This window comes from Lactobacillus sp. WILCCON 0058 (assembly GCF_057198005.1).
The window spans coordinates 339,394-359,085 of the sequence record NZ_JBUBHM010000001.1; the positions used below are offsets into that span (position 1 = coordinate 339,394).

23 protein-coding genes, 1 tRNA gene and 1 riboswitch are annotated in these 19,692 nt (G+C 45.8%); of the genes, 16 read left to right on the plus strand and 8 right to left on the minus strand.

Features of this window, described 5'->3' with window-relative positions; translation table 11 throughout:
• Positions 1–33 precede the first annotated feature (33 nt).
• Complete coding sequence (locus ACYVUU_RS01615; RefSeq protein ID WP_484499774.1) at positions 34–588, minus strand: cysteine hydrolase family protein; 555 nt, start codon at positions 586–588, stop codon at positions 34–36.
• A 251-nt stretch (positions 589–839) separates the two neighbouring features.
• Here ACYVUU_RS01615 and ACYVUU_RS01620 point away from each other — a divergent pair, with 251 nt between their 5' ends.
• Positions 840–1,715, plus strand: coding sequence for a hypothetical protein (locus ACYVUU_RS01620; protein ID WP_484499775.1), 876 nt, complete (start codon positions 840–842; stop codon positions 1,713–1,715).
• Here the strand turns inward: ACYVUU_RS01620 and ACYVUU_RS01625 are convergent.
• Together ACYVUU_RS01625 and ACYVUU_RS01630 are read right to left on the minus strand one after the other, a co-directional pair.
• Positions 1,708–1,974, minus strand: a complete 267-nt coding sequence (locus tag ACYVUU_RS01625) for a DUF1294 domain-containing protein (protein WP_484499776.1) — start codon at positions 1,972–1,974, stop codon at positions 1,708–1,710. The two genes, ACYVUU_RS01620 and ACYVUU_RS01625, sit on opposite strands and share 8 nt — an antisense overlap.
• An 82-nt stretch (positions 1,975–2,056) precedes the next feature.
• Positions 2,057–2,827 carry an NUDIX hydrolase gene (locus tag ACYVUU_RS01630; protein WP_439776022.1) on the minus strand — a complete coding sequence of 257 codons (771 nt, stop codon included), beginning with the start codon at positions 2,825–2,827 and terminating at the stop codon, positions 2,057–2,059.
• 189 nt (positions 2,828–3,016) lie between these two features.
• Between ACYVUU_RS01630 and ACYVUU_RS01635 the strand changes: the two genes are divergently transcribed.
• The 3 genes from ACYVUU_RS01635 to ACYVUU_RS01645 all read left to right on the plus strand — a co-directional run bounded on the left by ACYVUU_RS01635 (position 3,017) and on the right by ACYVUU_RS01645 (position 4,515).
• Complete coding sequence (locus ACYVUU_RS01635) at positions 3,017–3,304, plus strand: bacteriocin immunity protein (protein ID WP_050952047.1); 288 nt, start codon at positions 3,017–3,019, stop codon at positions 3,302–3,304.
• Positions 3,305–3,508: 204 nt separating this feature from the next.
• Positions 3,509–4,243 carry a hypothetical protein gene (locus ACYVUU_RS01640; RefSeq protein ID WP_439776023.1) on the plus strand — a complete coding sequence of 245 codons (735 nt, stop codon included), beginning with the start codon at positions 3,509–3,511 and terminating at the stop codon, positions 4,241–4,243.
• Positions 4,244–4,263: 20 nt separating this feature from the next.
• Entirely contained in the window at positions 4,264–4,515 is a 252-nt protein-coding gene (locus tag ACYVUU_RS01645; protein WP_439776024.1) for a hypothetical protein, read from the plus strand.
• A gap of 135 nt (positions 4,516–4,650) precedes the next feature.
• On the opposite strand, the gene ACYVUU_RS01650 is transcribed toward ACYVUU_RS01645, so the two are convergent.
• From ACYVUU_RS01650 to ACYVUU_RS01660, 3 genes are all read right to left on the minus strand, one after another.
• Entirely contained in the window at positions 4,651–5,157 is a 507-nt protein-coding gene (locus ACYVUU_RS01650; RefSeq protein WP_484499273.1) for an alpha/beta hydrolase family protein, read from the minus strand.
• Positions 5,158–5,272: 115 nt separating this feature from the next.
• The gene (locus ACYVUU_RS01655; protein ID WP_439776026.1) at positions 5,273–6,073 is read right to left on the minus strand and encodes an ABC transporter permease; all 801 of its coding nucleotides are present in this window, start codon (positions 6,071–6,073) and stop codon (positions 5,273–5,275) included.
• Complete coding sequence (locus ACYVUU_RS01660; RefSeq protein ID WP_439776027.1) at positions 6,070–6,780, minus strand: metal ABC transporter ATP-binding protein; 711 nt, start codon at positions 6,778–6,780, stop codon at positions 6,070–6,072. The genes ACYVUU_RS01655 and ACYVUU_RS01660 overlap by 4 nt, the downstream gene beginning before the upstream one ends.
• Positions 6,781–6,902: 122 nt before the next feature.
• Between ACYVUU_RS01660 and ACYVUU_RS01665 the strand changes: the two genes are divergently transcribed.
• The 8 genes from ACYVUU_RS01665 to ACYVUU_RS01700 all read left to right on the plus strand — a co-directional run bounded on the left by ACYVUU_RS01665 (position 6,903) and on the right by ACYVUU_RS01700 (position 12,026).
• The gene (locus tag ACYVUU_RS01665; protein ID WP_439776028.1) at positions 6,903–7,148 is read left to right on the plus strand and encodes an arginine deiminase; all 246 of its coding nucleotides are present in this window, start codon (positions 6,903–6,905) and stop codon (positions 7,146–7,148) included.
• Between the two features lie 77 nt (positions 7,149–7,225).
• Complete coding sequence (locus ACYVUU_RS01670) at positions 7,226–7,456, plus strand: hypothetical protein (RefSeq protein WP_484499777.1); 231 nt, start codon at positions 7,226–7,228, stop codon at positions 7,454–7,456.
• Positions 7,453–8,790, plus strand: a complete 1,338-nt coding sequence (locus tag ACYVUU_RS01675) for a class III lanthionine synthetase LanKC N-terminal domain-containing protein (RefSeq protein ID WP_484499778.1) — start codon at positions 7,453–7,455, stop codon at positions 8,788–8,790. Before ACYVUU_RS01670 ends, ACYVUU_RS01675 begins: the two co-directional genes overlap by 4 nt.
• A 235-nt stretch (positions 8,791–9,025) precedes the next feature.
• Positions 9,026–9,208, plus strand: coding sequence for a hypothetical protein (locus ACYVUU_RS01680; protein WP_484499779.1), 183 nt, complete (start codon positions 9,026–9,028; stop codon positions 9,206–9,208).
• The gene (gene tnpB / locus ACYVUU_RS01685; RefSeq protein WP_484499044.1) at positions 9,201–9,548 is read left to right on the plus strand and encodes an IS66 family insertion sequence element accessory protein TnpB; all 348 of its coding nucleotides are present in this window, start codon (positions 9,201–9,203) and stop codon (positions 9,546–9,548) included. Before ACYVUU_RS01680 ends, tnpB begins: the two co-directional genes overlap by 8 nt.
• Before the next feature lie 55 nt (positions 9,549–9,603).
• Entirely contained in the window at positions 9,604–9,858 is a 255-nt protein-coding gene (locus tag ACYVUU_RS01690; protein ID WP_484499045.1) for a transposase domain-containing protein, read from the plus strand.
• Positions 9,815–11,158: an IS66-like element short variant transposase gene (locus ACYVUU_RS01695; RefSeq protein ID WP_484499780.1), complete on the plus strand. Its 1,344-nt coding sequence runs from the start codon at positions 9,815–9,817 to the stop codon at positions 11,156–11,158. Before ACYVUU_RS01690 ends, ACYVUU_RS01695 begins: the two co-directional genes overlap by 44 nt.
• Before the next feature lie 199 nt (positions 11,159–11,357).
• Positions 11,358–12,026, plus strand: coding sequence for a CPBP family intramembrane glutamic endopeptidase (locus tag ACYVUU_RS01700; protein WP_484499271.1), 669 nt, complete (start codon positions 11,358–11,360; stop codon positions 12,024–12,026).
• Positions 12,027–12,097: 71 nt separating this feature from the next.
• Here the strand turns inward: ACYVUU_RS01700 and ACYVUU_RS01705 are convergent.
• A tRNA-Gly gene (locus ACYVUU_RS01705) sits at positions 12,098–12,168 on the minus strand.
• A gap of 185 nt (positions 12,169–12,353) precedes the next feature.
• On the opposite strand from ACYVUU_RS01705, the gene trpS reads away from it, so the two are divergent.
• The 4 genes from trpS to mgtA all read left to right on the plus strand — a co-directional run bounded on the left by trpS (position 12,354) and on the right by mgtA (position 17,507).
• Positions 12,354–13,379 carry a tryptophan--tRNA ligase gene (trpS, locus tag ACYVUU_RS01710; RefSeq protein ID WP_439776244.1) on the plus strand — a complete coding sequence of 342 codons (1,026 nt, stop codon included), beginning with the start codon at positions 12,354–12,356 and terminating at the stop codon, positions 13,377–13,379.
• A 1-nt stretch (position 13,380) separates the two neighbouring features.
• On the plus strand, positions 13,381–13,863 hold the full coding sequence (locus ACYVUU_RS01715) for a deoxycytidylate deaminase (protein WP_003616872.1): 483 nt from the start codon (positions 13,381–13,383) through the stop codon (positions 13,861–13,863).
• Positions 13,844–14,458 (plus strand): methanol dehydrogenase, encoded by a 615-nt coding sequence (locus ACYVUU_RS01720; protein ID WP_484500879.1) that lies wholly within the window; start codon positions 13,844–13,846, stop codon positions 14,456–14,458. Before ACYVUU_RS01715 ends, ACYVUU_RS01720 begins: the two co-directional genes overlap by 20 nt.
• A 106-nt stretch (positions 14,459–14,564) precedes the next feature.
• A riboswitch (M-box (ykoK) riboswitch) is annotated at positions 14,565–14,728 on the plus strand.
• A gap of 88 nt (positions 14,729–14,816) precedes the next feature.
• The gene (gene mgtA, locus ACYVUU_RS01725; protein ID WP_439776245.1) at positions 14,817–17,507 is read left to right on the plus strand and encodes a magnesium-translocating P-type ATPase; all 2,691 of its coding nucleotides are present in this window, start codon (positions 14,817–14,819) and stop codon (positions 17,505–17,507) included.
• A 526-nt stretch (positions 17,508–18,033) separates the two neighbouring features.
• Here the strand turns inward: mgtA and ACYVUU_RS01730 are convergent.
• Entirely contained in the window at positions 18,034–19,359 is a 1,326-nt protein-coding gene (locus ACYVUU_RS01730; protein WP_484499781.1) for an RNA-guided endonuclease InsQ/TnpB family protein, read from the minus strand.
• Between the last annotated feature and the right edge of the window lie 333 nt (positions 19,360–19,692).

Consider the following 19,692-nt stretch of genomic DNA (forward strand, 5'->3'; position numbering starts at 1 on the left):
TAAAAGTAAAAATAAAAACTTAAACGGTAAAGGTTAGTCGACGACTTCAGCGCCCAGGCAGGACTTGAAGTGGTTCAGTGCCCATTCCTGTCCCGCGTCGTTTAAAGCGGCAACTGCCTTTTCGTGCACCGTGATGTCGTAGCCATGGTTGTAGGCGTCCATGGCGGTGTGCAGGACGCAGATGTCCGTGCAGACCCCGGCCAGGTGAACCCGGCTGACCTTGCGCTCACGGAGGAACAGGTCCAGGCCGGTAGCACAGAAGGCAGAGTAGCGTGACTTGTCCAAGACAAGGACGTGCTCGTCGTCTTGATGTTTATTATACCAAGTTTGCAGGGGACCGTAGAACTCCCGGCCCCAAGTATTTGGCAGGTTGTGCGGCGGGAAGAGCTTGGTTTCCGGGTGGTAGGGGTTGCCCTTAAAGTGCTTGTCGGTTGGCAGGATGACCCACTTGCCGGCGGACAAAAACTGGTCGGCCAAGCTGACGATCTGGTCAGCCAGGGCTTGAGCAGGTGCCCCGCAGGTCAAGGCGCCTTTGTCATCTACAAAGTCATTGGTATAGTCAATGATCAAGAGTGCTTCATTTTCCATCTTTTTCTTCCTTTTTGTTAAAAGTATAACTTACCTAAAACAGGATAAAAATAAAAAGTAAAATAAACTTTTACTCGCTTGACGTAAACTTTACTCCATAAAAGATTATTTTGCAAGTTTTCTCAGACAATTTACGAGGAATAAACAATTTTTAACCGGGGAAAACGGAACTTTCTTTATAAAAGCCGGGCTAAGATCTATAATTAGGGGTGAAAAGCAGGATAATTATTGATAAAGAAAGAGTGTAAAAAATGAAGAAGAACAGGAAAAATTTGGCCCTGCTTCTGCTGGCGACAAGCTTGCTTGCCGGTTGCGCGGGCCAAAGTCAAAGTGAGCAGCAGTCCAGTCAATCCAGCCAGGCTAAGAGCGAGAAGAAGGCGGGAAATAAGGCCAGCTCTAAGTCGGCGGCTAAATCTGCGGCCAGTTCTGCCGTTAGTTCAGCAAAATCCTCCTCAAGCCAGGCCAGTTCTAAGTCCGCGGCTTCCAGCAGCCAAAGTCAAAGTACAAGTACAGACACAAACCGGATAGGGACTTTAACTAGTCAATTAAGGGTCAAGCTGCCGGGGATGCTTTTGCCCGCGGCTGACGGCTTAGGCCAGGGCAGCAGCAACTTGAATATCCGCTACACCAGCTCAAGCAGCCAGAATGTTGTCTACTACAGCGTCGGAAATAGCCCGCTGGCCTTAAACGACAGCCGGATTGCCAGTGAAAAGCCATATGCCGTTTTAACGGAAAATAAGAATGTGGCTGACGCCAGCAACTTAATCAATTACCAAGAGCCCAAGACCGGCCTGCCGGTAGTTAAGATTGCTGGTAACGTGACTGGGACAGAAGAAGGGGCGGCTGGGTCGACTTATCTGCAGTTCAACCAGGGCCAGTGGTCCTTTGTCGTCCGGGCAAGCAATGTCCAGGGGCAAAAGCCGCTGCCAACGGCGCAAAAGCTGCTATCGCTCTACCAGCAATATGGCCTGCCGGATGTGACGGCAAAGTCCAGCGTACAGGTTGATGTTGGTGAAAGCCTGGGTTCTTTGAACACGGTAATCACCTGGGCCAAAGGATCCAGCGTTTACCAGCTCAAGGCCCACAGCACGGAGACCGCCTTTAAGATGCTTAAGAGCCTTAGCTAAGCTTTAAAAGCAGATAAGTAGCAATAGCCCAGAGGATAAAGCCGGTAAGGACTGCTAAATAGAAGTAGGACTTGCGGACTTTGTGGTGAAAGAGCAGCATGCCCAGGCCGGACCCGGCAGGGGCCAGCAGGCCGCAAGTAAGCAGCAGCCGTTCGGGGATGCGCCAGGCGTGCATCCGGGCTTTAGCCTTGTCGATGCCGTAGAGGGCAAAGGCGATTAAGTTGATAAGCAGCAGGCTGCTTTGCCAAAAGTGATTCATGTCGTCTCCTAGTTATTTTTAATAGAATTAGAGGCCACCTTGCTTAGGCAGGGTGGCTTTTTGCAAAATAAAAGCAAGGCAGTTAGCCTTGCTTGTCGTTAGCCTTGCCCCAGAGGATATTGTTTTGCGTTTCTTTAAGGCGATAGATCTTTGGGGGCCGCCCGCTCTTGTGGTAATTTTTTTGCACGCCCAGCTCGGTAAAGAGGGAGCCGTGGGTTTTGCGGAAGTTGGAGTTGTCGATCTCATCGACTGTAGTCTGGAAGAAGGGGGCGTAGACCTCGCGGGCTTCGCGGAGGGTGAATTCGGGGCCAAGGATCTGCAGGATGCTGGGCTGGTAGTCCAGTTTGTTGCGGATGCGCTGGATGGCCACGGCGATGATTTCGTCATGGTCAAAGGCCAGGGCGTGGGAATTTTCCGCTAATTCAAAGGTCAGGTCCTTGTCAGCGGAAAAAAGCTCATACTTGTGGCCGAAATTTTCAAAGGCGAACCAGGCAACATCGCTGGCTCCGTAACCGGGCCGCAGGTTTGGCATGGCGGGCAGGTAGGTCATGTAGGTTAGGGCCAGGGCCCGCTCGCCAGGCGTCCGGTGGGGTGAGGTAAAGGTGGCCAGTTGCTCGGTGGAAGATTCCGGCAGGTCAAGGCCGATTTTTTCTTTGATCAAGCGCACGGCAGCCTGGTCGGCACTTTCGTTTTCCCGAAGAAGGGTTTCCGGCAGGGCCCAGCGGTCCACGAAAGGTTCGTCCTTGCGCTTGACTAAAAGCAGCTGAACCCGGTGGGTTTCCTTGTTAAAGCTCCAGATCAGGTTGGTGATGGTGATCAAGGGGCGTTCGACTATCTTTTCTAATTCAGGCATCAAAACGGCTCCTTTCAGTTTTATTACTATTATATCATTGCTGGGAGGATTAACTGGATGTGGAAGAGGAATGAAAAGATGTGCAGCTTTTTGAAAGAATAATCAACTTTCCTCTTCCACTGATTACAAACAGTGCTAGAATGTAAGCGAAAAAAATTGTTTGATTTTTCATTTATAAGAGGCTGTACGATGTTTTTTAACAAGAAAGAAAACGAAGCAGAAGAAGCATTTAAGAAGCAATTGGAAACTGTCGCAAATGACCCGGCAGTCAAGGCAAACGCGGCTTTGAGCAAGCTACTTGAAGCAGCTGTTAAGAAGGCTGAAAAGTCAGAATCAATCCGCTCAATTGCGTCTAACCTGGACACTCAATTGCGGTCTAACTTCGCTGAAAACGAACTGCCAAAGGCCGTTACTAGCTTGCAACTGGACTTGGCCCGCTACTCTGCAGTTGGTGCTAATGGCGTAGTTCTGAAGTAATCTACTGAAAACTTAATCATATTAAAATAAGTGCTGCTGAAGCTTGGTATTCCTTCTTCAACAGCACTTATTAATTTATTTTGAACAAAAAGTGAAAAAAGAGCTACGCTTTGCTCATGATTGGTGCTACAATTGTCGCAAATGATACAGCGTAGTGTTAGCTGTAGTAATCTTTTTTCATAGACTTATGGGAGGAGAAGTAATATGACTATTACAAAAAAGGTAAGCAAAATACTACTATTTAGCTTTGGATTAATTGAGATTTTACTTAATTGTAAAACAGTGAATGCAGCTACCAATGCTGATAGCTCCACAGAGGTTGTTGCAAACTATGAGTTGTCTTCGATTCCTGCAGATACTTTAAAAGAAATGAAAGAAATAGCCAAAGAAGATAGTCTTGTTGATTTTATACAAAAAGGGAATACGGTTACTGTGGAAATATTATTTCCGAACGACAAGGATATAAGAAAAGATGGGACAACGGTAAAAACACCGTTTACAACTTCTTTTATCAGACTACCATCACAGCCTAAACCAAAAGTTATAGACTTTAAGTCTTGGATTGGCTCAATGGATAAGGATAATGGTCAGTCTTCTGTCAGATCAGGAACCATGTTTATCGCTGTTCCTTCGAGCGGTGGTGGATATTCGGGCCAAAATAATGGTGATCGAGTAAAAACTGGTGCACATGTGCATTGTAATAGATTTAATGGGCCGAATAGTGACCATAGATATTGGAAGAAGACAGATCCGCGATCCTGGACAGATTTCTATAGAAGTGACTGCTATTACCATTGGAGTAAATATGGTTGTTCAGATCTAGGGACAATGACTAAGTGCGATGGGCTTGATAGACGCGGAAAAGGCGTTAAAGATTGCTCCTCGTGGTCTGGTGACCCAAAACACAAGAATTGGCCAAAGACTTGTTGGTATCGTTAAAGAAAGGAAGATGATTACGTATGTACCAAGCTTCACGACTTCCACTTTGGGAACGTGTTTTCCATATTGTCGGTGACAGCACGATTATCTGGTTGTGGCACCACCTCTTAATCGTGGCTCTAGGCCTTTTAACCTTGCTTGGCTTGGTGATCTATCTGGTTGTCAGTGGCATCCGGCAAAAAAACGTCGCTAAAGCTGTCTGGCCAGTCATCATTTTCTGTTCCTGCCTGAGCCTGGTCTACTTTGCCATGAGCTGCGCGATTATGGACTAAAATAGAAAAAGAAAAGTGCTGCTAAAGCCTAAATATCCGGCTTTGGCGGCACTTTTTTCTGTTATCTATAGTTTGTTTAGGCATAAATAATACCCCCAAAATTGAAATATGATTTTGGGGGTATGTCAATTTAGGTTACAATTCTTGTTTGATTAACGAGATAACATATTCAAGCCTCGTCCCGCATTCTCTGTGAGTAAATCCAGGTAGTACATTAACTTTGAATTTCTTCATGAATGGTAGCACTAAAAATTGCTGATAGGGAACTCTTGAATCTCTAGAGCCGTTTATAAAAATAGTTTGAGTATTTATTTTATTGTCCCGACATAGAGCGTAAAAATCAAGTGCATTTTCTGAAAGATAGTCCTTAAGCCAAGACCGCTCAGATGAAAACAACTCTTGATAATCAATACTGGTAAACGCACTTATCGCTATAATTTTTCTGAATATATATTCGGCTGCAAACAGACTGGCTAGGTACCCGCCGTAGCTTTCTCCTAGTAAAATCATTTCTGTATTTGGATGTTCTCTTTTATACTTCAAAAAATACTCTTTTAAAAATTGGTAATCACTAATGCCACCGTTGCCATAAATAATGGGGTAGTTTAGCAAAATAAAATTCCGTTGTTCATTGTAGAGCATTGTTGCGAAAGGGTCTTCTTGCCAATTCCTAAGGGTAAAAAAAGGACCTCCATGCAGATAAAAATAGACTTTCTCACAGTCACGACAGAAAATATATTCGACCATTTTTCGCATACTATCTTTCAGCCAGACTTAATGGCATTCTACGTAAAATTATCTGGGCAAAAATAATCATTATAATTGTAAGTGCTAGAGCAATCAATAAATCTTTAATGTCAAATATGCCAAAGGCTACAGTTCTAAGTGCCTTTAATTGGTAGGATAGCGGATTGATATAGGCCAACACTTTAATGATCAGTGGTGAATTATCGCTGAAGACATAAAGCGTTGGCGCGGCATATGCAACTGGTGAAAAGATTAGGGTCATAATGATATCGCGTTGCTGATAGGAAGAAATCCGCGTGCTAATAACGATTCCCAAAGTGGACCAGAACTCAAGTGAGATGATTAATACAAGCAGAGATAGTAACAATAATCCTAAATTGTACACACCACCTGTAGCAAGTCCAAGAACAATCAATACAGCGCTTTGAAATATGAGACCGGCAATTGGGAAGAAGCTCATTCCAGTCAAGTAGTGCCATGGCTGAACACCATTCGTAAATTTAATAGCTAGTAAACCATATTCTTTATCAACTGTCGCCCGGTACATCGCTTGCGACATCTGAGTGGTCATGAAGAAACTCAAAACACCGGTCAATGCATACTGCTTGTAGGGCAAAATTAGTGATTCGTAGTGAACGGAAGCTAAATTTTGATTCAATGCCATGACCAACAAGCCGTAAGTAATAAGCGGTTGCATGAACATTGATAAGAGCAAGCCTTTATTATGCACGAAAGCCCGCCACTCATTGTTGGCGACAATTCTGATCGACCGTAATCCTAAAGATATATTTCTAAAATGTTGCGGATTCATTTTTCTATCGCCTTCCGTTCGTTAAGGTATTTTTCTCGCAAACTCGTACCACTGTCCAAAAAATCAGTAAGTGGACCAAAGTATTTTTGTTCATGATCGTCTAAGAAAAGAACGTGACTCGCGTAGCTTTCCAGCAGAGTTAAGTCATGTGAAGAAGTTAATACAATACTTCCGGCATCAACTTTTTGCTTTAAGTAGGTAAATAAGTTTTCCGAAGTTTCCACATCGAGCCCGGTTGTGGGCTCATCTAGTATATAGACTTGTGGCTCACGAGCAATTTCTCTGGCGATTTGTACTCGTTGCTGCTGGCCACCAGAAATATGATCAACCGGCTTAGCACTTAAATCACTAATATCCAAGAGTTTTAAGGCCTGCTTGGTTGCTTTTTGGGCTTCCTTGGGCTTAAAGCCGGCGAGAAGCGGTCCTTGATACACATTGTCATAGACACTGGTATACCAATCGATCAGCTGGCTTTGGGGACTAAAGCCAACATCGTTGAAAGGATTAACCCGATCAGTTTTCAGTTTCCATGAAATTTGACCTGACACTGGTGGAATGACGCCAATCAAGCTGTTAATCAAGGTGGATTTCCCAGCACCGTTAGCTCCAATTAAAGCGATAAACATTCCTTTATCTAGGTAGAAAGATAAATCGTGAACAACGACTTTATCTTTATAACCAATATTTAAATTATTAGCACTAATCATTGTTTATTTCCTTAAAGTTAGACCGATTTTATGCAAAGTTAGATTGATTATGTTTTTAATAAATGATAAAGTTGTTTCATGAAAAACTAATGCAAAGCACATTTTAGAGAGGAGACATACTTATGTCAATAGAATTCCAAAAATTAATTCAAAAACTTCAGAGTGATCCAATTACTATTGGTAATTTTTTAGCAGATCCAGAGGAATTTTTAAAGTCCACAAAGTTAACAAATCAAGAAAAGAAGACCCTCCTTGCTAGAGATGTAGAGGCACTAAATGACTTAGGTCTTACAACAGGTCAAGCAGTAGGTGCTTTGTCTGGAGCCCACAGCCAACGATGCCCAACTAATCATCCTGCAAGAGGTTAAAAAAATAGATTATATCAAGAGATCGCCGGATGAGAGACTAAAAAAATATTTTAGCCGCTTTATTAAAAGCTATACTAATGAAAAAAGACGCCAGTATTGGTTCAGCATCATATTATTTATATTCAAGGTTTATAATTGAGTCGTATAAACTCTCTGTCGAGAACAGATATAGTATTTCGGAAATAGCTAGAAAATTAAAGCAAGCTAATTTTGAGAAAGCAGTAGTAAATTATTTAGTTGTTCGCTATTTAGATGGAATGTACTTGTTGGCTCAGCTTCAATCTAAGGAAGAAAAATTTTGGCCATGAATAAAGAAGATATTGCAATTCAATTTGAATTGTTGCTCAAAGAATACTCAGTCGCTAGGTATGAAGATAGTATATGGGCCTTTCCTAATTATCCGCACCATATAAAGAGTAACTACGGATGGAAAATTCATATTAGTGCTATCCTAACGAATGCTATCCAAATTGCTCGAAAATTTTTAACTCTTAACCAAAAGTATCATTTTGATTTTAAAATTATTTCTTCCATACCGTATTTAGAGCAAATAAATATGGGCTATTTTGGGAATAGTCAAGTTGGCAAATTTATAACAATATATCCAGATCAAAGTGCAGTAACAGAGACTCTAGAACTTCTATATTATTATTTTCATGATGATGTGGGAATTCGAGTGGGCTCAGATACTTCATATAAACAAGGCCTTAATGTCTATTATAGATATGGAACTTTGCTTGATGATGTTGAGAATATTGACAAAAGAGATAAAAAATTAAAACCTAGCTCAAACGTGGAAAGAATTTATGATTATCGTCTCGAGCGTTACAATAGTCTACCCACTAGATATCTTATCTTAAAGGTAATAAAGCAAAACGGTCCTTCAGGAGTATTTTTAGCACTTGATTTACAAACTAAGGTGAAGGTAATTATTAGGTATGCAGAGAAATACTATAATGTTGAGTGTGCCGGAATTGATGAACGAGATCGGTTGATAAGCGCCAGTAGTTTGCTAGAAAAGGATTTTGTGCGAAACAGTAACTTCTTTGAAACAGTAGTAGATGCTTTTTACGTGAACGATGCTTTCTTTGTTGTTACGGAGTACGCTTCGGGCTGTAATCTTGATGAGTTAGCGAAAAGTGGGAAACTTGGCTCATATTCATTGCCAGAACGTCTTGAGATTTTTAGAAATGTTTTAAGAGGGATCTATGTATTAAATGATAATCTGATAATCTTCAGAGACTTATCCTTTAGTAATGTGATTTTATGTCCAAATCATACTATAAAAATTATCGACTTTGGGTATGCAATCTCTCTTTCTGGACTTTCCAGTTTTGCTGGCCTAACTCTTAATTCTGCAGGTACTTATGGCTTTTTTGACCCAGAAGTGGTAATTGGTAAAAAGCAGTTAGACCTGTATAGCTTAGGAAAATTCTTATATTACATTGTTTTTCCACAGTCATATTTAAACTATACGAGTAAAATAAATAGTGATTCAACATACTGGCAAATAAAAGAATATGTATCTGAATCTGAGCAGTGTCAACTGCCTAAAAGAATTGCTGAACTTTATCGTCTTTTAATCAAAGGTGAAAAGATACAGGAGTCGGATCTTAATTATTTAATACAGCACTTTCAATAATTTTTTGCTGGATATAAAAGTCTACTACAAGAAAAAATATATCATAGCATCTGACTAAATTCAGATACAATCATAAGCAAAGTGCTGCTAAAGCCTAAACACCCGGCTTTAGCGGCACTTTTTTCATCCCTCCACGTAAAAAGCATGGTAAGCACCCAATAGCGCGGTATCTATCAACCCCCGGGCAATAGTCATATACTGTTCTTAACAATTGAATACGGAGGAACACGATATTATGACTGAACATCCAATCGTACCGCTCGAGCTGCCGAAGGGCAAACCCAGACCTAGGAATAAGCTTCCAAAGAACAGGCTCGTTCTCAATCTGAAGTCCAATGGAGTTGAGCTGTCATTTTACAGTGATGCCACTAACGAGCTTATGCTCGAAGTCGTGGGCAGGTTCTTGAGCCATGATTAATCTGGCTGAATTAGGTCGAGTGTTCATTGTTTGCGGTAAGACCGACATGCGCCGGGGAATCGATTCGCTTGCTTACATAGTTAAGAAGAGCTTCCATCTCGATCCCTTCTCTGGAAGTGTCTTTCTCTTCTGCGGCAGCCGAAGAGATCGCTTCAAAGCACTTTATTGGGACGGCCAGGGATTCTGGCTGCTCTATAAACGCTTTGAGAACGGGAAGCTGGCCTGGCCAAACAATGAAGACGAAGTTCGAGAGTTGTCTGATGAACAAGTCATGCGCTTGATGCAAGGCTTTACCATTGATCCTAAAATTAATACCGCAAGAGCTCGTGAATTCTATTGATTTCACGAGCTTTTCTGGTATTCTTATGATTATGAATCAAGGAGGGACAGCGATCATGACCGAAAAAGAAACTTTAGCTTTAATTGAAACGCTTAAAGCTAATATCGAAGCGCTCAAAGCAAATAACGAAGAATTGCTCAAGCAGGTTGCCCTTCTTACTGAACAAGTTGCTTATTTGACTAATAAGCTTTATGGCAAGTCCTCCGAGAAGAGAGCTGTCAACCCAGATCAGCTGAGCCTTTTTGAGGAAGACAACGCCTCTCAAGATGACGAGGACTTACCCTCGCGTTACCGAAACTATTACCTATAAGAGACGCAAGCAAGTCGGCAGAAAGAAAGATATCTTAGATTCTCTGCCGGGCGAGGAAGTTCATCATCGTTTGGATGATCTTACCTGTCCAGACTGCCAGCACGAACTGAAAGAGATCGGCAGCTTCTGTGCTAGACAAGAGCTGCTGTACATTCCAGCCCAAGTTAAGAGAATCGATCACATCCAACACTCTTACAAGTGCCAGCACTGCAGTGATGAGGCACCGGCTGACAAGATTATCAAAGCTCCTGTACCCAAGGCACCGTTAACCAACAGTCTTGGCTCAGCTTCTTTGATCGCTGATACGATCTATCAGAAGTATGTTCTCAAGGTTCCTGCCTACCGACAGGAGAAAGACTTGCGGCGCATGGGCCTTCCGCTTGATCACAAGACGGTTTCGAATTGGCATATCAAAGTCTGCGAGTACTACCTCTCCAGCCTTTACGAGCTCTTGAGAAAAGAGCTGCTAAAGCTGGATGTCATTCACGCAGATGAGACGCCATATCGAGTCTTAGACAGCGAAAGAGCTAAAGACTACGTCTGGACCTTCTTATCAGGCAAGCATGCCGAGAAGCCGATTGTCCTGTATCACCATGGATCACGAAAAGGTGCCGAAGCGTGGGATTTCCTCACAGGCTTCAGCGGATACCTTCATTGTGATCAATATCCTGGCTATTTACGATTAAGCCAACAGGATGTGACTCTTGTAGGCTGTATGGCTCATGCAAGACGCAAATTCCATGATTCCTTGCCTAAAGACAAGGCTAGAGAATCAGACGCAACTTCAGTGGCTAATCAAGGGATCCACTACTGTAATCAAATGTTTAGCCTGGAGCACGCTTGGGAAGATCTTTCCGCTGAAGAGAGATACGAGAAGCGTCAGTCTGAATTAAAGCCTCTGCTAGAGAAGTTTTCCGACTGGTGCTCCAAGAAATCAATCTCCGTGTTGCCTTCCGGCAAGCTGGGGACGGCCTTCCAGTATTGCATAAAGCACATGGACAAGTTCATGAACGTTCTAAAAGATGGTCGCCTTGAACTGTCCAACAACAGAGCAGAACGAGCAGTCAAAGAGATCGTCATGGGACGCAAGAACTGGCTCTTTTCACAGAGCAGTTCCGGCGCCAAGTCCATGGCTATCATTATGAGCATACTCGAAACTGCCAAGCAAAATGGCTTGGATCAATTCAAATATATCAACTATCTTCTAGACAAGCTGCCCAATGAGCTGTCGTTATTAGACAATCAACGTCTGGAAGCCTATTTACCATGGGCTGAGAATGTTCAGCTCCACTGCAAGTAAAGTCCCATAAACTGATTAATCCCATCTTAGCATTGCTAGGATGGGATTTTAATATACTCTGCTATTGGGTGCTTACAAAGCATGAAACATTGTAAGGCAAAAGTAACCAAAAATATTCATACAAAGGCCAAAAAGGGCCCAATTTCTTTGGTATAATAAGATAATTACAAATGTTTCACGGAGGAGTGAGTGGAATAAGATGAATACGCCACGATCACGCGAAGGTAACCTTGTCCGTTATCTCGTTTATTTTGTAGTTTTTGTTTTCACGGCCCTGGCCGACAACCTAGCCATCAAGAGCCCGTCTATCAGCATCTGGAACGTGATCCTGTTCCTGGTTCTGGCGGCCATGTGCCTGCTTTTTTACATTTACCGCTACAACCGTGAACAGCGCTTCTTCGACTCACGCTTCAACATCCCCTGGCTGAGCAGCTTCAACTTCACCTTGCTCTTAAGCTTCATAGTTGCCGCCGGCCGGATCGGGATCTCCTACCTGCAGCTCTACAAGGGCTTCCCGGCTTCTGGTCTGCAGCTGACTTACGCCTCTCATTCCACCAGTGCCTTATACTGGTTCATGATGCTGGCCAATGGGGTGGTCCTGCCGATCCTGGAAGAGTACCTCTGCACGGGTTTCTTGTTCAACTACTGGTTCAGGACTGAGAAAAAGGGCGTGGCTTACGCCGGCATAATCTGCTCTGGCCTCTTTTACGCCATCTTGACCTTCCAGTTCACTCCAGCAATCTTTGCCTTCAACTTTGCCTTTGGCATGCTTTTCGCCTGGAGCTACCTCAGCACCCAGACCATCTGGCTGCCCCTTTACCTGGCAGCCTTAAACGGGGTCTTGACGGTTGTGACCATCGCCGTTTAACTGAAGAGAGTAAAAAATAAGCAGGGCCGTGTGGCCTCGCTTATTTCTTTGCTAATTTATGGTATAAAAAAAGCGGATAGAGTGAATCGAACCCTCATCTCCAGCTTGGGAAGCTAGCGTTCTACCATTAAACTATACCCGCAAGATGTTTTAAGTATAGCATGTAAAAAAACTTTCGCCAAGTCTTTTTGGAAACTTTTTTCAAAAAGATTCTTCCGGCCCGGCGGGAGTGGTTTAATCTATTTGTTATTTTTGCTAGAATGATAATAATAACGCTGAAATAAATTGAATTAACAAGAAACTAGTACTAGTAAAGGAAAGCGAAAAATGACGAAAGAAATTATTTTGACTGGCGACCGCCCAACCGGCAAGCTGCACATCGGCCACTACATCGGCTCCTTGAAGAACCGGGTCAAGCTCCAAAACACCGGTAAGTATGATTCCTACATTATGATTGCCGACACCCAGGCTTTGACTGACAACGCCCGTAACCCTGAAAAGATCCGCAACTCCTTGATCGAAGTTGCCCTGGACTACCTGGCTGTTGGCCTGGACCCGGAAAAGTCTACCATCTTTGTCCAGTCCCAAATCCCGGCTCTGTTTGAACTGACTACTGACTACATGGACCTGGTAACCCTGTCCCGGCTGGAAAGAAACCCAACTGTCAAAGCTGAAATCAAGCAAAAGGGCTTTGGCGACTCCCTGCCAGTCGGCTTCTTGACCTACCCGGTTGCCCAAGCCGCTGACATCACTGCCTTCAAGGCTACTTTGGTACCAGTTGGCGATGACCAGGAACCAATGCTGGAACAAACCCGGGAAATCGTCCGCAGCTTCAACCGGACCTACAATGTCGACGTCTTGGTTGAACCAAAGGGCTACTTCCCGCCTAAGGGCCAGGGCCGCCTGCCAGGCTTGGACGGCAACGCCAAGATGTCCAAGTCCCTGGGCAACTGCATCTACCTGTCTGATGACGCGGAAACGGTCAAGAAGAAGGTTATGTCCATGTACACCGACCCTAACCACATCCACGTGGAAGACCCAGGCCAGGTTGAAGGCAACACCGTCTTCACTTACCTGGACGTTTTTGACCCGGACAAGGACACCGTTGCCCAACTTAAGGAAGACTACCAAAAGGGCGGGTTAGGTGACGTCAAGATCAAGCGCTACTTAAACAAGGTCCTGGAAGCTGAACTGGCTCCAATCAGAGAACGTCGTCAAAAGTACGCTGAAAACCTGGATGCCGTTTACGACATGCTCTACCAAGGGTCACAAAAGGCCAACCAGGTGGCTGACCAGACCCTGCAGGAAGTCCGTGACGCGATCGGCTTCAACTACTTCAAGAACCGAGGCTAATATGACGCGCAAGCGAATTCCCTGGAAACAGTACTTTATGATGCAGGCCCTGGTCATCGCCCAGCGGTCAACCTGTGACCGGGCCCTGGTCGGCAGCGTCCTGGTCAAGGACAAGCGGATCCTCAGCACCGGCTACAACGGGTCAGTTTCCGGCCAGGACCACTGCGATGACGTGGGTCACCAGCTGGTCGACGGCCACTGCGTGCGGACGATTCACTCTGAGATGAACAGTCTGATTTCCTGCGCGAAAAACGGGGTCTCAACCGACAATACGGAAATCTACGTGACCCACTTCCCGTGCTATAACTGCACCAAGCACCTGCTGCAGGCCGGGGTGACCAAGATCAACTATTACTATGATTATCACGACAGTCCTTTGGCCATTCAGCTGCTGCGTGATAGTGGAGTACCTTATGAACAAATTAAGCTTGACCGCCAATTCGTCGAAGAACTGGCACACAAACTTGAAGACGGCAGCGACTAGGCTGGCCTGGCTCCTGGCCTTAGTCTGCCTTTTTCCCCTGGTAACCGGGGCCAGCAGCTTTTTCGTCCAGGACAATGCCGGCATCATCAATTCCGATACCCGGAAAATGGTTGACCAAAAGAATGCCAAGTACCAAAAGTCTGACCAGCACCCGATCGTGATCGTCGAGACCCTGCAGGATGCAAAAAAGACCCAGCCAGATGGCCTGAGCAAGGCGACCAGAACCCTCTATATCGTGATCAACGTGCAAAAAGACGGGACCAAGAAGGCCTACCTTTACAGCAGCAGCGACTTGCACAGCCAGTTCACGGCCCAGGTCCGGTCCAACATCCTCAGCCACACGGCTTCCAAGATCACGGCTGATGACCCGATCGCCTTCAATGAAGGGGTGCAGGAGCTCTTCAAGATTTCCGTGACCTTGATTGACCAGAGCCTTGGCTTTAAAAAGGACTCCCTTGATCTGTCCAGCGAAGAAGTGAACCGAGTGATCAAGCCGGCCGACCTCAGAATCCCGATCATGTGCGCCTTGCTGGTCTTGATCGTGGCCGTGATCATTTTCCTCCGCTATACGATAAGACGGCAGGCAAGAAAGTAAGACTTTTTCACAGAAAAAACTAAATAACAAGGTAAATTTTACACAAAAGTGGTTTACAAGCTTGCTTTAAGCGTGTATAGTCTTTTATGTAAAGTTGAAAAGAGAGCAAATGAACTGTTAGGTGAGACTCCTACGTGAACACACGCTATCGCCCAGAAACATCCAGAGATGCCAACGGGTTAAATAGAAATTGTCGAAATAAGGCACTTTCCAGGTAGCTAGCATGTGCTTACGTCACGTAGTGTTAAAGCTGAGCGATTAGTCAATAGCGTGGCCTTATTTGGCAAGGTCCCCCTTACGGTTTGTAAGGGGGACTTTTTTGTTCGTTTGCGAAGTTGTCATAGAGGGGAGAACTATTATGCTCAACAAGACAATGAACAAAGCTGCCAGCGAAGACGCAAAGCGGGTTGCAAGAATTGCCCTGGAAAAGCGGAGCGTGACTTTGGCCCAGCTGCATACCAACAGCAACGGCCTCAGCACTGAAGAAGCAGCCAATGTCCGGGAAAAGACCGGGACCAACGAGATCGCGAGCAACAACCAAGCCAGCAAGCTGCACTTTCTGGCCGAAGCTTTCCTGACCCCGTTTACCCTGGTCCTGCTCATCTTGGCGACGATGTCCTTGTTTACCAACTACATCTTCGTCCCGCAAAGTGAAAAGGATCTCAGCACCGTCATCATCATGGTGGTCATGGTTCTGGTTTCCGGGATCACTTCCTTTGTCCAGAACGTCCGCACTTCCAACGCCGTCCAGTCCCTTTTGAAGATGGTCTCAGTCACGACTAACGTGCGCCGGGACGGCAAGGACCAGGAAATCCCGACCAAGGACGTGGTGGTCGGCGACATCATCAACGTCTCAGCCGGGGACATGGTTCCAGCTGACATGAAGCTTTTGTCCAGTACCGACCTGTTCTGTTCAGCCAGTTCCTTGAATGGGGAATCAACGCCAACGGAAAAGAACGCCAACTTCGTCCCAACCCCAGACAAGATGGAAAACTACCTGGACTACCCAAACATCCTGTTTGAAGGTACGACCATCGTTTCCGGCTCAGGCCGCGGGGTGGTCTTCGCCACTGGCGGCCACACCATGTTCGGCAAGATGGCGGCCCAAATTGCCGACACCGAAATGAAGGAGACGACTTTTGACACCGGGATCAAGAACATCTCCAAGCTGCTTTTGACCATGACGGCCATCATCGCGCCCCTGGTCTTCATCGTTAACGGCTTGACCAAGGGCAACTGGACTGATGCCTTGATCTTCGCCATCGCTACGGCGGTGGGGCTGACGCCGGAAATGCTGCCGGTCATCGTGACCACCAACCTGGTCAAGGGCAGCGTGGAAATGAGCAAGCACCAGACCATCGTCAAGAAGATGAACTCCATCCAGAACTTCGGTTCAGCCGACATTCTCTGCACCGACAAGACCGGGACCTTGACCCAGGGCCAGGTCATCCTGGAAAAGCACTACAACCTGGAAATGCGGGAAACTGACCGGGTTTTGAAGATGGCCTACCTGAACTCTTACTACCAGACCGGGATGAAGGACTTGATTGACCAGGCAGTCATCGACGTGGCTGACGACGACCTGGACACCAGCGAAATCCAGCGGGACTACCACAAGATCGATGAAATTCCTTTTGACTTCCAGCGCCGGCGGATGAGCGTGGTGGTTGCCAACTCTGACCAAAAGCACGGCGAGCACCTCCTGGTTACCAAGGGGGCGGCCGAAGAAATGCTGGCAGTATCCAGCCAGGTGGAAATCGGCGGCCAGACCCTGCCTTTGACTGAAGAAAGAAAAAAGCAGATTTTTAAAGACATCGACGACTTGAACAGCGACGGGATGCGGGTTATCGTCTTGGCCTACAAGGTTGACCCGTCTCCAGTCGGTGAATTCACGGTAGAAGATGAAAGCGACTTGATCGTAATCGGCTTCCTGACCTTCCTTGATCCGCCGAAGGAAAGCGCCAAAAATGCCCTGGCCAGCCTCAACCGGGACGGCATTACCGTTAAGATTTTGACTGGGGACAACGAAGCTGTTACCCGGGCCGTGGCCTTGAAGGTTGGCCTTAACATCGACACGGTTTACGGGCAAAAGGACTTGATCGGCAAGAGTGATGAAGAACTGGCCAAGATCGTTGAAGAATGCGATATCTTCGTCAAGCTGTCACCGGAATGGAAGACCAAGATCATCGCTACTTTGCAAAAGAATGGCCACACGGTCGGCTACATGGGTGACGGGATCAACGATGCCCCGGCCATGAAGCAGGCGGACGTATCCATCTCTGTTGACTCGGCTGTCGACGTGGCCAAGGAATCAGCTGACATCATCCTCTTGCAAAAGGACTTGGGTGTTTTGGAGCATGCCGTCCGCATCGGCCGCAAGACCTTGACCAACACCATGAAGTACATCAAGATCACCCTGTCTTCCAACTTCGGGAACATCTTGTCCATCATGGTCGCCTCGATCTTCCTGCCATTCTTGCCAATGCTGCCGCTGCAGCTCTTGATTTTGGACCTGCTCTACGGGACCAGCTGCCTGGCTCTGCCATTTGACAGCGTGTCTGAAGACTACCTGCATGTGCCGCGGGAATGGTCAACCAAGAACATGCCGAAGTTCATGTTCTACTTTGGACCGGCATCATCAATTTTTGACGTCATCACCTTTGCCGTCCTCTTCTTTGTAATCTGCCCGGCTTTGACCGGCGGCAGCTACGCTTCCTTAGGACCGGCAGGGCAGCTGGCCTTCATGACCATCTTCCACACTGGCTGGTTCGTGGAATCCCTCTGGACCCAGGAAATGGTCATCCACGCTCTGCGCGACGAACGCCTGCCATTCATCCAGCAACGGGCTTCCAGCCCAGTCATGCTGGCTACCTTTGGGGCTGCCATCTTCGGCACGGTTCTGCCATTTTCAAAATTGGCCGGGGCCATGAAGTTTGGCCAATTGAACGAAGAATTCCTGTGGATTGTGGCTGGCCTCTTGGTTTGCTACCTGCTTTTGACGACAGTCGTCAAGCACTTCTACATGAAGAAGGAAAAATTCCTGATTTAACTGAAAAAAGAACGGTGCTATAAGAAATGTGGAAGAATGTGCGCTTGATACCGGCTGGTTCACATTATGGTCAAGATATTCAATTTTGCGACTATCGCATCATCGATATCTTTACTTCCGACGCCGACATGCCTGGCTGGAACATACCCAGCACATAATATAAGCCTCTGTAGGCTTCCATTTCTCTCACGAGCGTTCACTGCCAAGCTTTCGCATTGACAGCGTGGGCGATCTCTGCACTCGATATGCTCACATCACCTGTACGGCCGAAGCCGCAGACAATGCCTTTATCCGAAGATGAGCAACCGAACTGTCTCACGAGTTCTGAACTCGCTTCTCGCATGTTCTTCCATTTGAGGAATTGCATGCGCGGTCGTAGAAACCGATTCGCTGCCAAAACAACTTATCGGCTTCCCGTCCGGTGAGCCATCTGCACCGAAACAGCCACTTACGCAACTGTTCAAGTAACAGATGGCATTCCGGCCATTAGCCTGCCCGCATGGATCCTTGCGGATCCTTTGATTTTTTACAATGCTTTATTGTATCTTGGATGATCAATCAAAAAAGTAAGATTCATCATCGCGTTCATGTCCCGATCTACAACTTTGTTGTAGTTCGGGCATTTTTTGTTGTAGCACACGTATTCATTGTGCTTGGTGCCGTGCTTCTTATTGCCAGAAAGAGTAATCTTCTCATCGTCCTTCTTGACGTTGCCGCACGCTGCACAGCGCTGGGTGCTTGGATAAAAGCGATTGGCAATCACCAATTTGACCCCGGCAGACTTGCACTTGTATTCGAGATAGCTGCGAAAGCGTCCAAACAGCGCACGGTGCACGCCTTTTGAAGCGACATGGCTCATAAGCATGCCCTTGACGTCCAGATCCTCAATGCAGATTGCATCATATTCTCTGACAAGGTGAGTCGTGTACTTGTGCATCGCGTCATCCTGCATGCGGTGAGCACGCTCGTAAAGCTTCTGAAGCTTGATTCTCGCTTTTTGATAGCTTTTTGAGCGCTTCCCGGCAATCTGGCCATTTTCTTCCAGCTTTCTTGCCAGAATCCGCTGCTGGTGCTTGATGTTCTCATAGACTCTTGCCAGCTTGACGGCGCCATTGTTTCCTTTGTGCAGAAAATAGTGTTCTCCTTCTGCATCATTGAAATGGCTGACATTGACGTCAATTCCTGTCTTCTTACCCGTATGCTTGTGAATGTATGGTGGCGTCTCATACTTGTAAGGAACCGCCATGTAGTAATGGCCGTGTTCACGGTAAAAGCTTATCGTCCCAAATTCGGTATTTTTGGGGATTTCAGAAAATCTTATGCTATGCCACTCACCCTTATAAGGTGCTGGGACAGGCAAGGTCAGCTTTCCGTGGTTGCCTTCCTTCGCGAGCACCACGCCTTGATTCAACTTAAAGCCTTGACGTTTGGCTTTCTTAGATTGAAAAACGGGGTGCCCGGCACCATTTTTTACTTTGAGTGCCTTATCTTTGGCAAACTTCTTGAACGATTTGCCCAAGTCAGCACATGCTTGCTGCAGGATACGCGAAGAAATCTGCCTTTCCCATGACTGTTTGCTTGCCGTAAGCTTTTTCTGAATCAGTGCTGCGGTTGGGTAGTAATTGGAAATAAACAGCTCCTGCTCTTCAGTAAATTGCCGTTCTTCTTTTGGCTTCTTGAATTCCGCCAGAATCTCTGGACTAACCAGCATACGATATTCCGAATAGGTAGAATTCCAAAGTTCTAGGGCCTTATTGTAGCAATAACGGCGATAGTCACACCACTGGTCCAAGACGTGAGCCATAGTAGCATCTGGATATAAACGATATACGTGAGTCCTTTTGGTTGCCATTTGTCTTCACCTCTTTTCGACAAGCATATTTTAGCACGTATCCCAGCTCTTTTCCAAACATATGTTTGAAAAAGAGCCGAAAATATGTGTTGCATCTTTTGATTAAAATCATAGGCGCAACACACTTAACTTCTATTAAGATAGAATTGATTTTCTTTCGCAAGCACATTAAGCTATATTTTTCGATATAGTTCTATATTACTTGTTACTAATTAGTAGCTCTTTAGTAAAAAGGCCGTTCTTTTTTGCTCTAAAGCCCGTTAAATCGCCGATCCGCTTTATAAGGTAAGGCTTTTTGTTGTATGATAGAGAGTATAGAATTTTTGAGGAGAT

Excerpts from the sequence above, each read along its gene's own strand:
- ACYVUU_RS01615 (WP_484499774.1), bottom strand. The coding sequence starts at position 588 with ATGGAAAATGAAGCACTCTTGATCATTGACTATACCAATGACTTTGTA.
- ACYVUU_RS01620 (WP_484499775.1), top strand. The coding sequence starts at position 840 with ATGAAGAAGAACAGGAAAAATTTGGCCCTGCTTCTGCTGGCGACAAGC.
- ACYVUU_RS01625 (WP_484499776.1), bottom strand. The coding sequence starts at position 1,974 with ATGAATCACTTTTGGCAAAGCAGCCTGCTGCTTATCAACTTAATCGCC.
- ACYVUU_RS01630 (WP_439776022.1), bottom strand. The coding sequence starts at position 2,827 with ATGCCTGAATTAGAAAAGATAGTCGAACGCCCCTTGATCACCATCACC.
- ACYVUU_RS01635 (WP_050952047.1), top strand. The coding sequence starts at position 3,017 with ATGTTTTTTAACAAGAAAGAAAACGAAGCAGAAGAAGCATTTAAGAAG.
- ACYVUU_RS01640 (WP_439776023.1), top strand. The coding sequence starts at position 3,509 with ATGACTATTACAAAAAAGGTAAGCAAAATACTACTATTTAGCTTTGGA.
- ACYVUU_RS01645 (WP_439776024.1), top strand. The coding sequence starts at position 4,264 with ATGTACCAAGCTTCACGACTTCCACTTTGGGAACGTGTTTTCCATATT.
- ACYVUU_RS01650 (WP_484499273.1), bottom strand. The coding sequence starts at position 5,157 with ATGCTCTACAATGAACAACGGAATTTTATTTTGCTAAACTACCCCATT.
- ACYVUU_RS01655 (WP_439776026.1), bottom strand. The coding sequence starts at position 6,073 with ATGAATCCGCAACATTTTAGAAATATATCTTTAGGATTACGGTCGATC.
- ACYVUU_RS01660 (WP_439776027.1), bottom strand. The coding sequence starts at position 6,780 with ATGATTAGTGCTAATAATTTAAATATTGGTTATAAAGATAAAGTCGTT.
- ACYVUU_RS01665 (WP_439776028.1), top strand. The coding sequence starts at position 6,903 with ATGTCAATAGAATTCCAAAAATTAATTCAAAAACTTCAGAGTGATCCA.
- ACYVUU_RS01670 (WP_484499777.1), top strand. The coding sequence starts at position 7,226 with ATGAAAAAAGACGCCAGTATTGGTTCAGCATCATATTATTTATATTCA.
- ACYVUU_RS01675 (WP_484499778.1), top strand. The coding sequence starts at position 7,453 with ATGAATAAAGAAGATATTGCAATTCAATTTGAATTGTTGCTCAAAGAA.
- ACYVUU_RS01680 (WP_484499779.1), top strand. The coding sequence starts at position 9,026 with ATGACTGAACATCCAATCGTACCGCTCGAGCTGCCGAAGGGCAAACCC.
- tnpB (WP_484499044.1), top strand. The coding sequence starts at position 9,201 with ATGATTAATCTGGCTGAATTAGGTCGAGTGTTCATTGTTTGCGGTAAG.
- ACYVUU_RS01690 (WP_484499045.1), top strand. The coding sequence starts at position 9,604 with ATGACCGAAAAAGAAACTTTAGCTTTAATTGAAACGCTTAAAGCTAAT.
- ACYVUU_RS01695 (WP_484499780.1), top strand. The coding sequence starts at position 9,815 with ATGACGAGGACTTACCCTCGCGTTACCGAAACTATTACCTATAAGAGA.
- ACYVUU_RS01700 (WP_484499271.1), top strand. The coding sequence starts at position 11,358 with ATGAATACGCCACGATCACGCGAAGGTAACCTTGTCCGTTATCTCGTT.
- trpS (WP_439776244.1), top strand. The coding sequence starts at position 12,354 with ATGACGAAAGAAATTATTTTGACTGGCGACCGCCCAACCGGCAAGCTG.
- ACYVUU_RS01715 (WP_003616872.1), top strand. The coding sequence starts at position 13,381 with ATGACGCGCAAGCGAATTCCCTGGAAACAGTACTTTATGATGCAGGCC.
- mgtA (WP_439776245.1), top strand. The coding sequence starts at position 14,817 with ATGCTCAACAAGACAATGAACAAAGCTGCCAGCGAAGACGCAAAGCGG.
- ACYVUU_RS01730 (WP_484499781.1), bottom strand. The coding sequence starts at position 19,359 with ATGGCAACCAAAAGGACTCACGTATATCGTTTATATCCAGATGCTACT.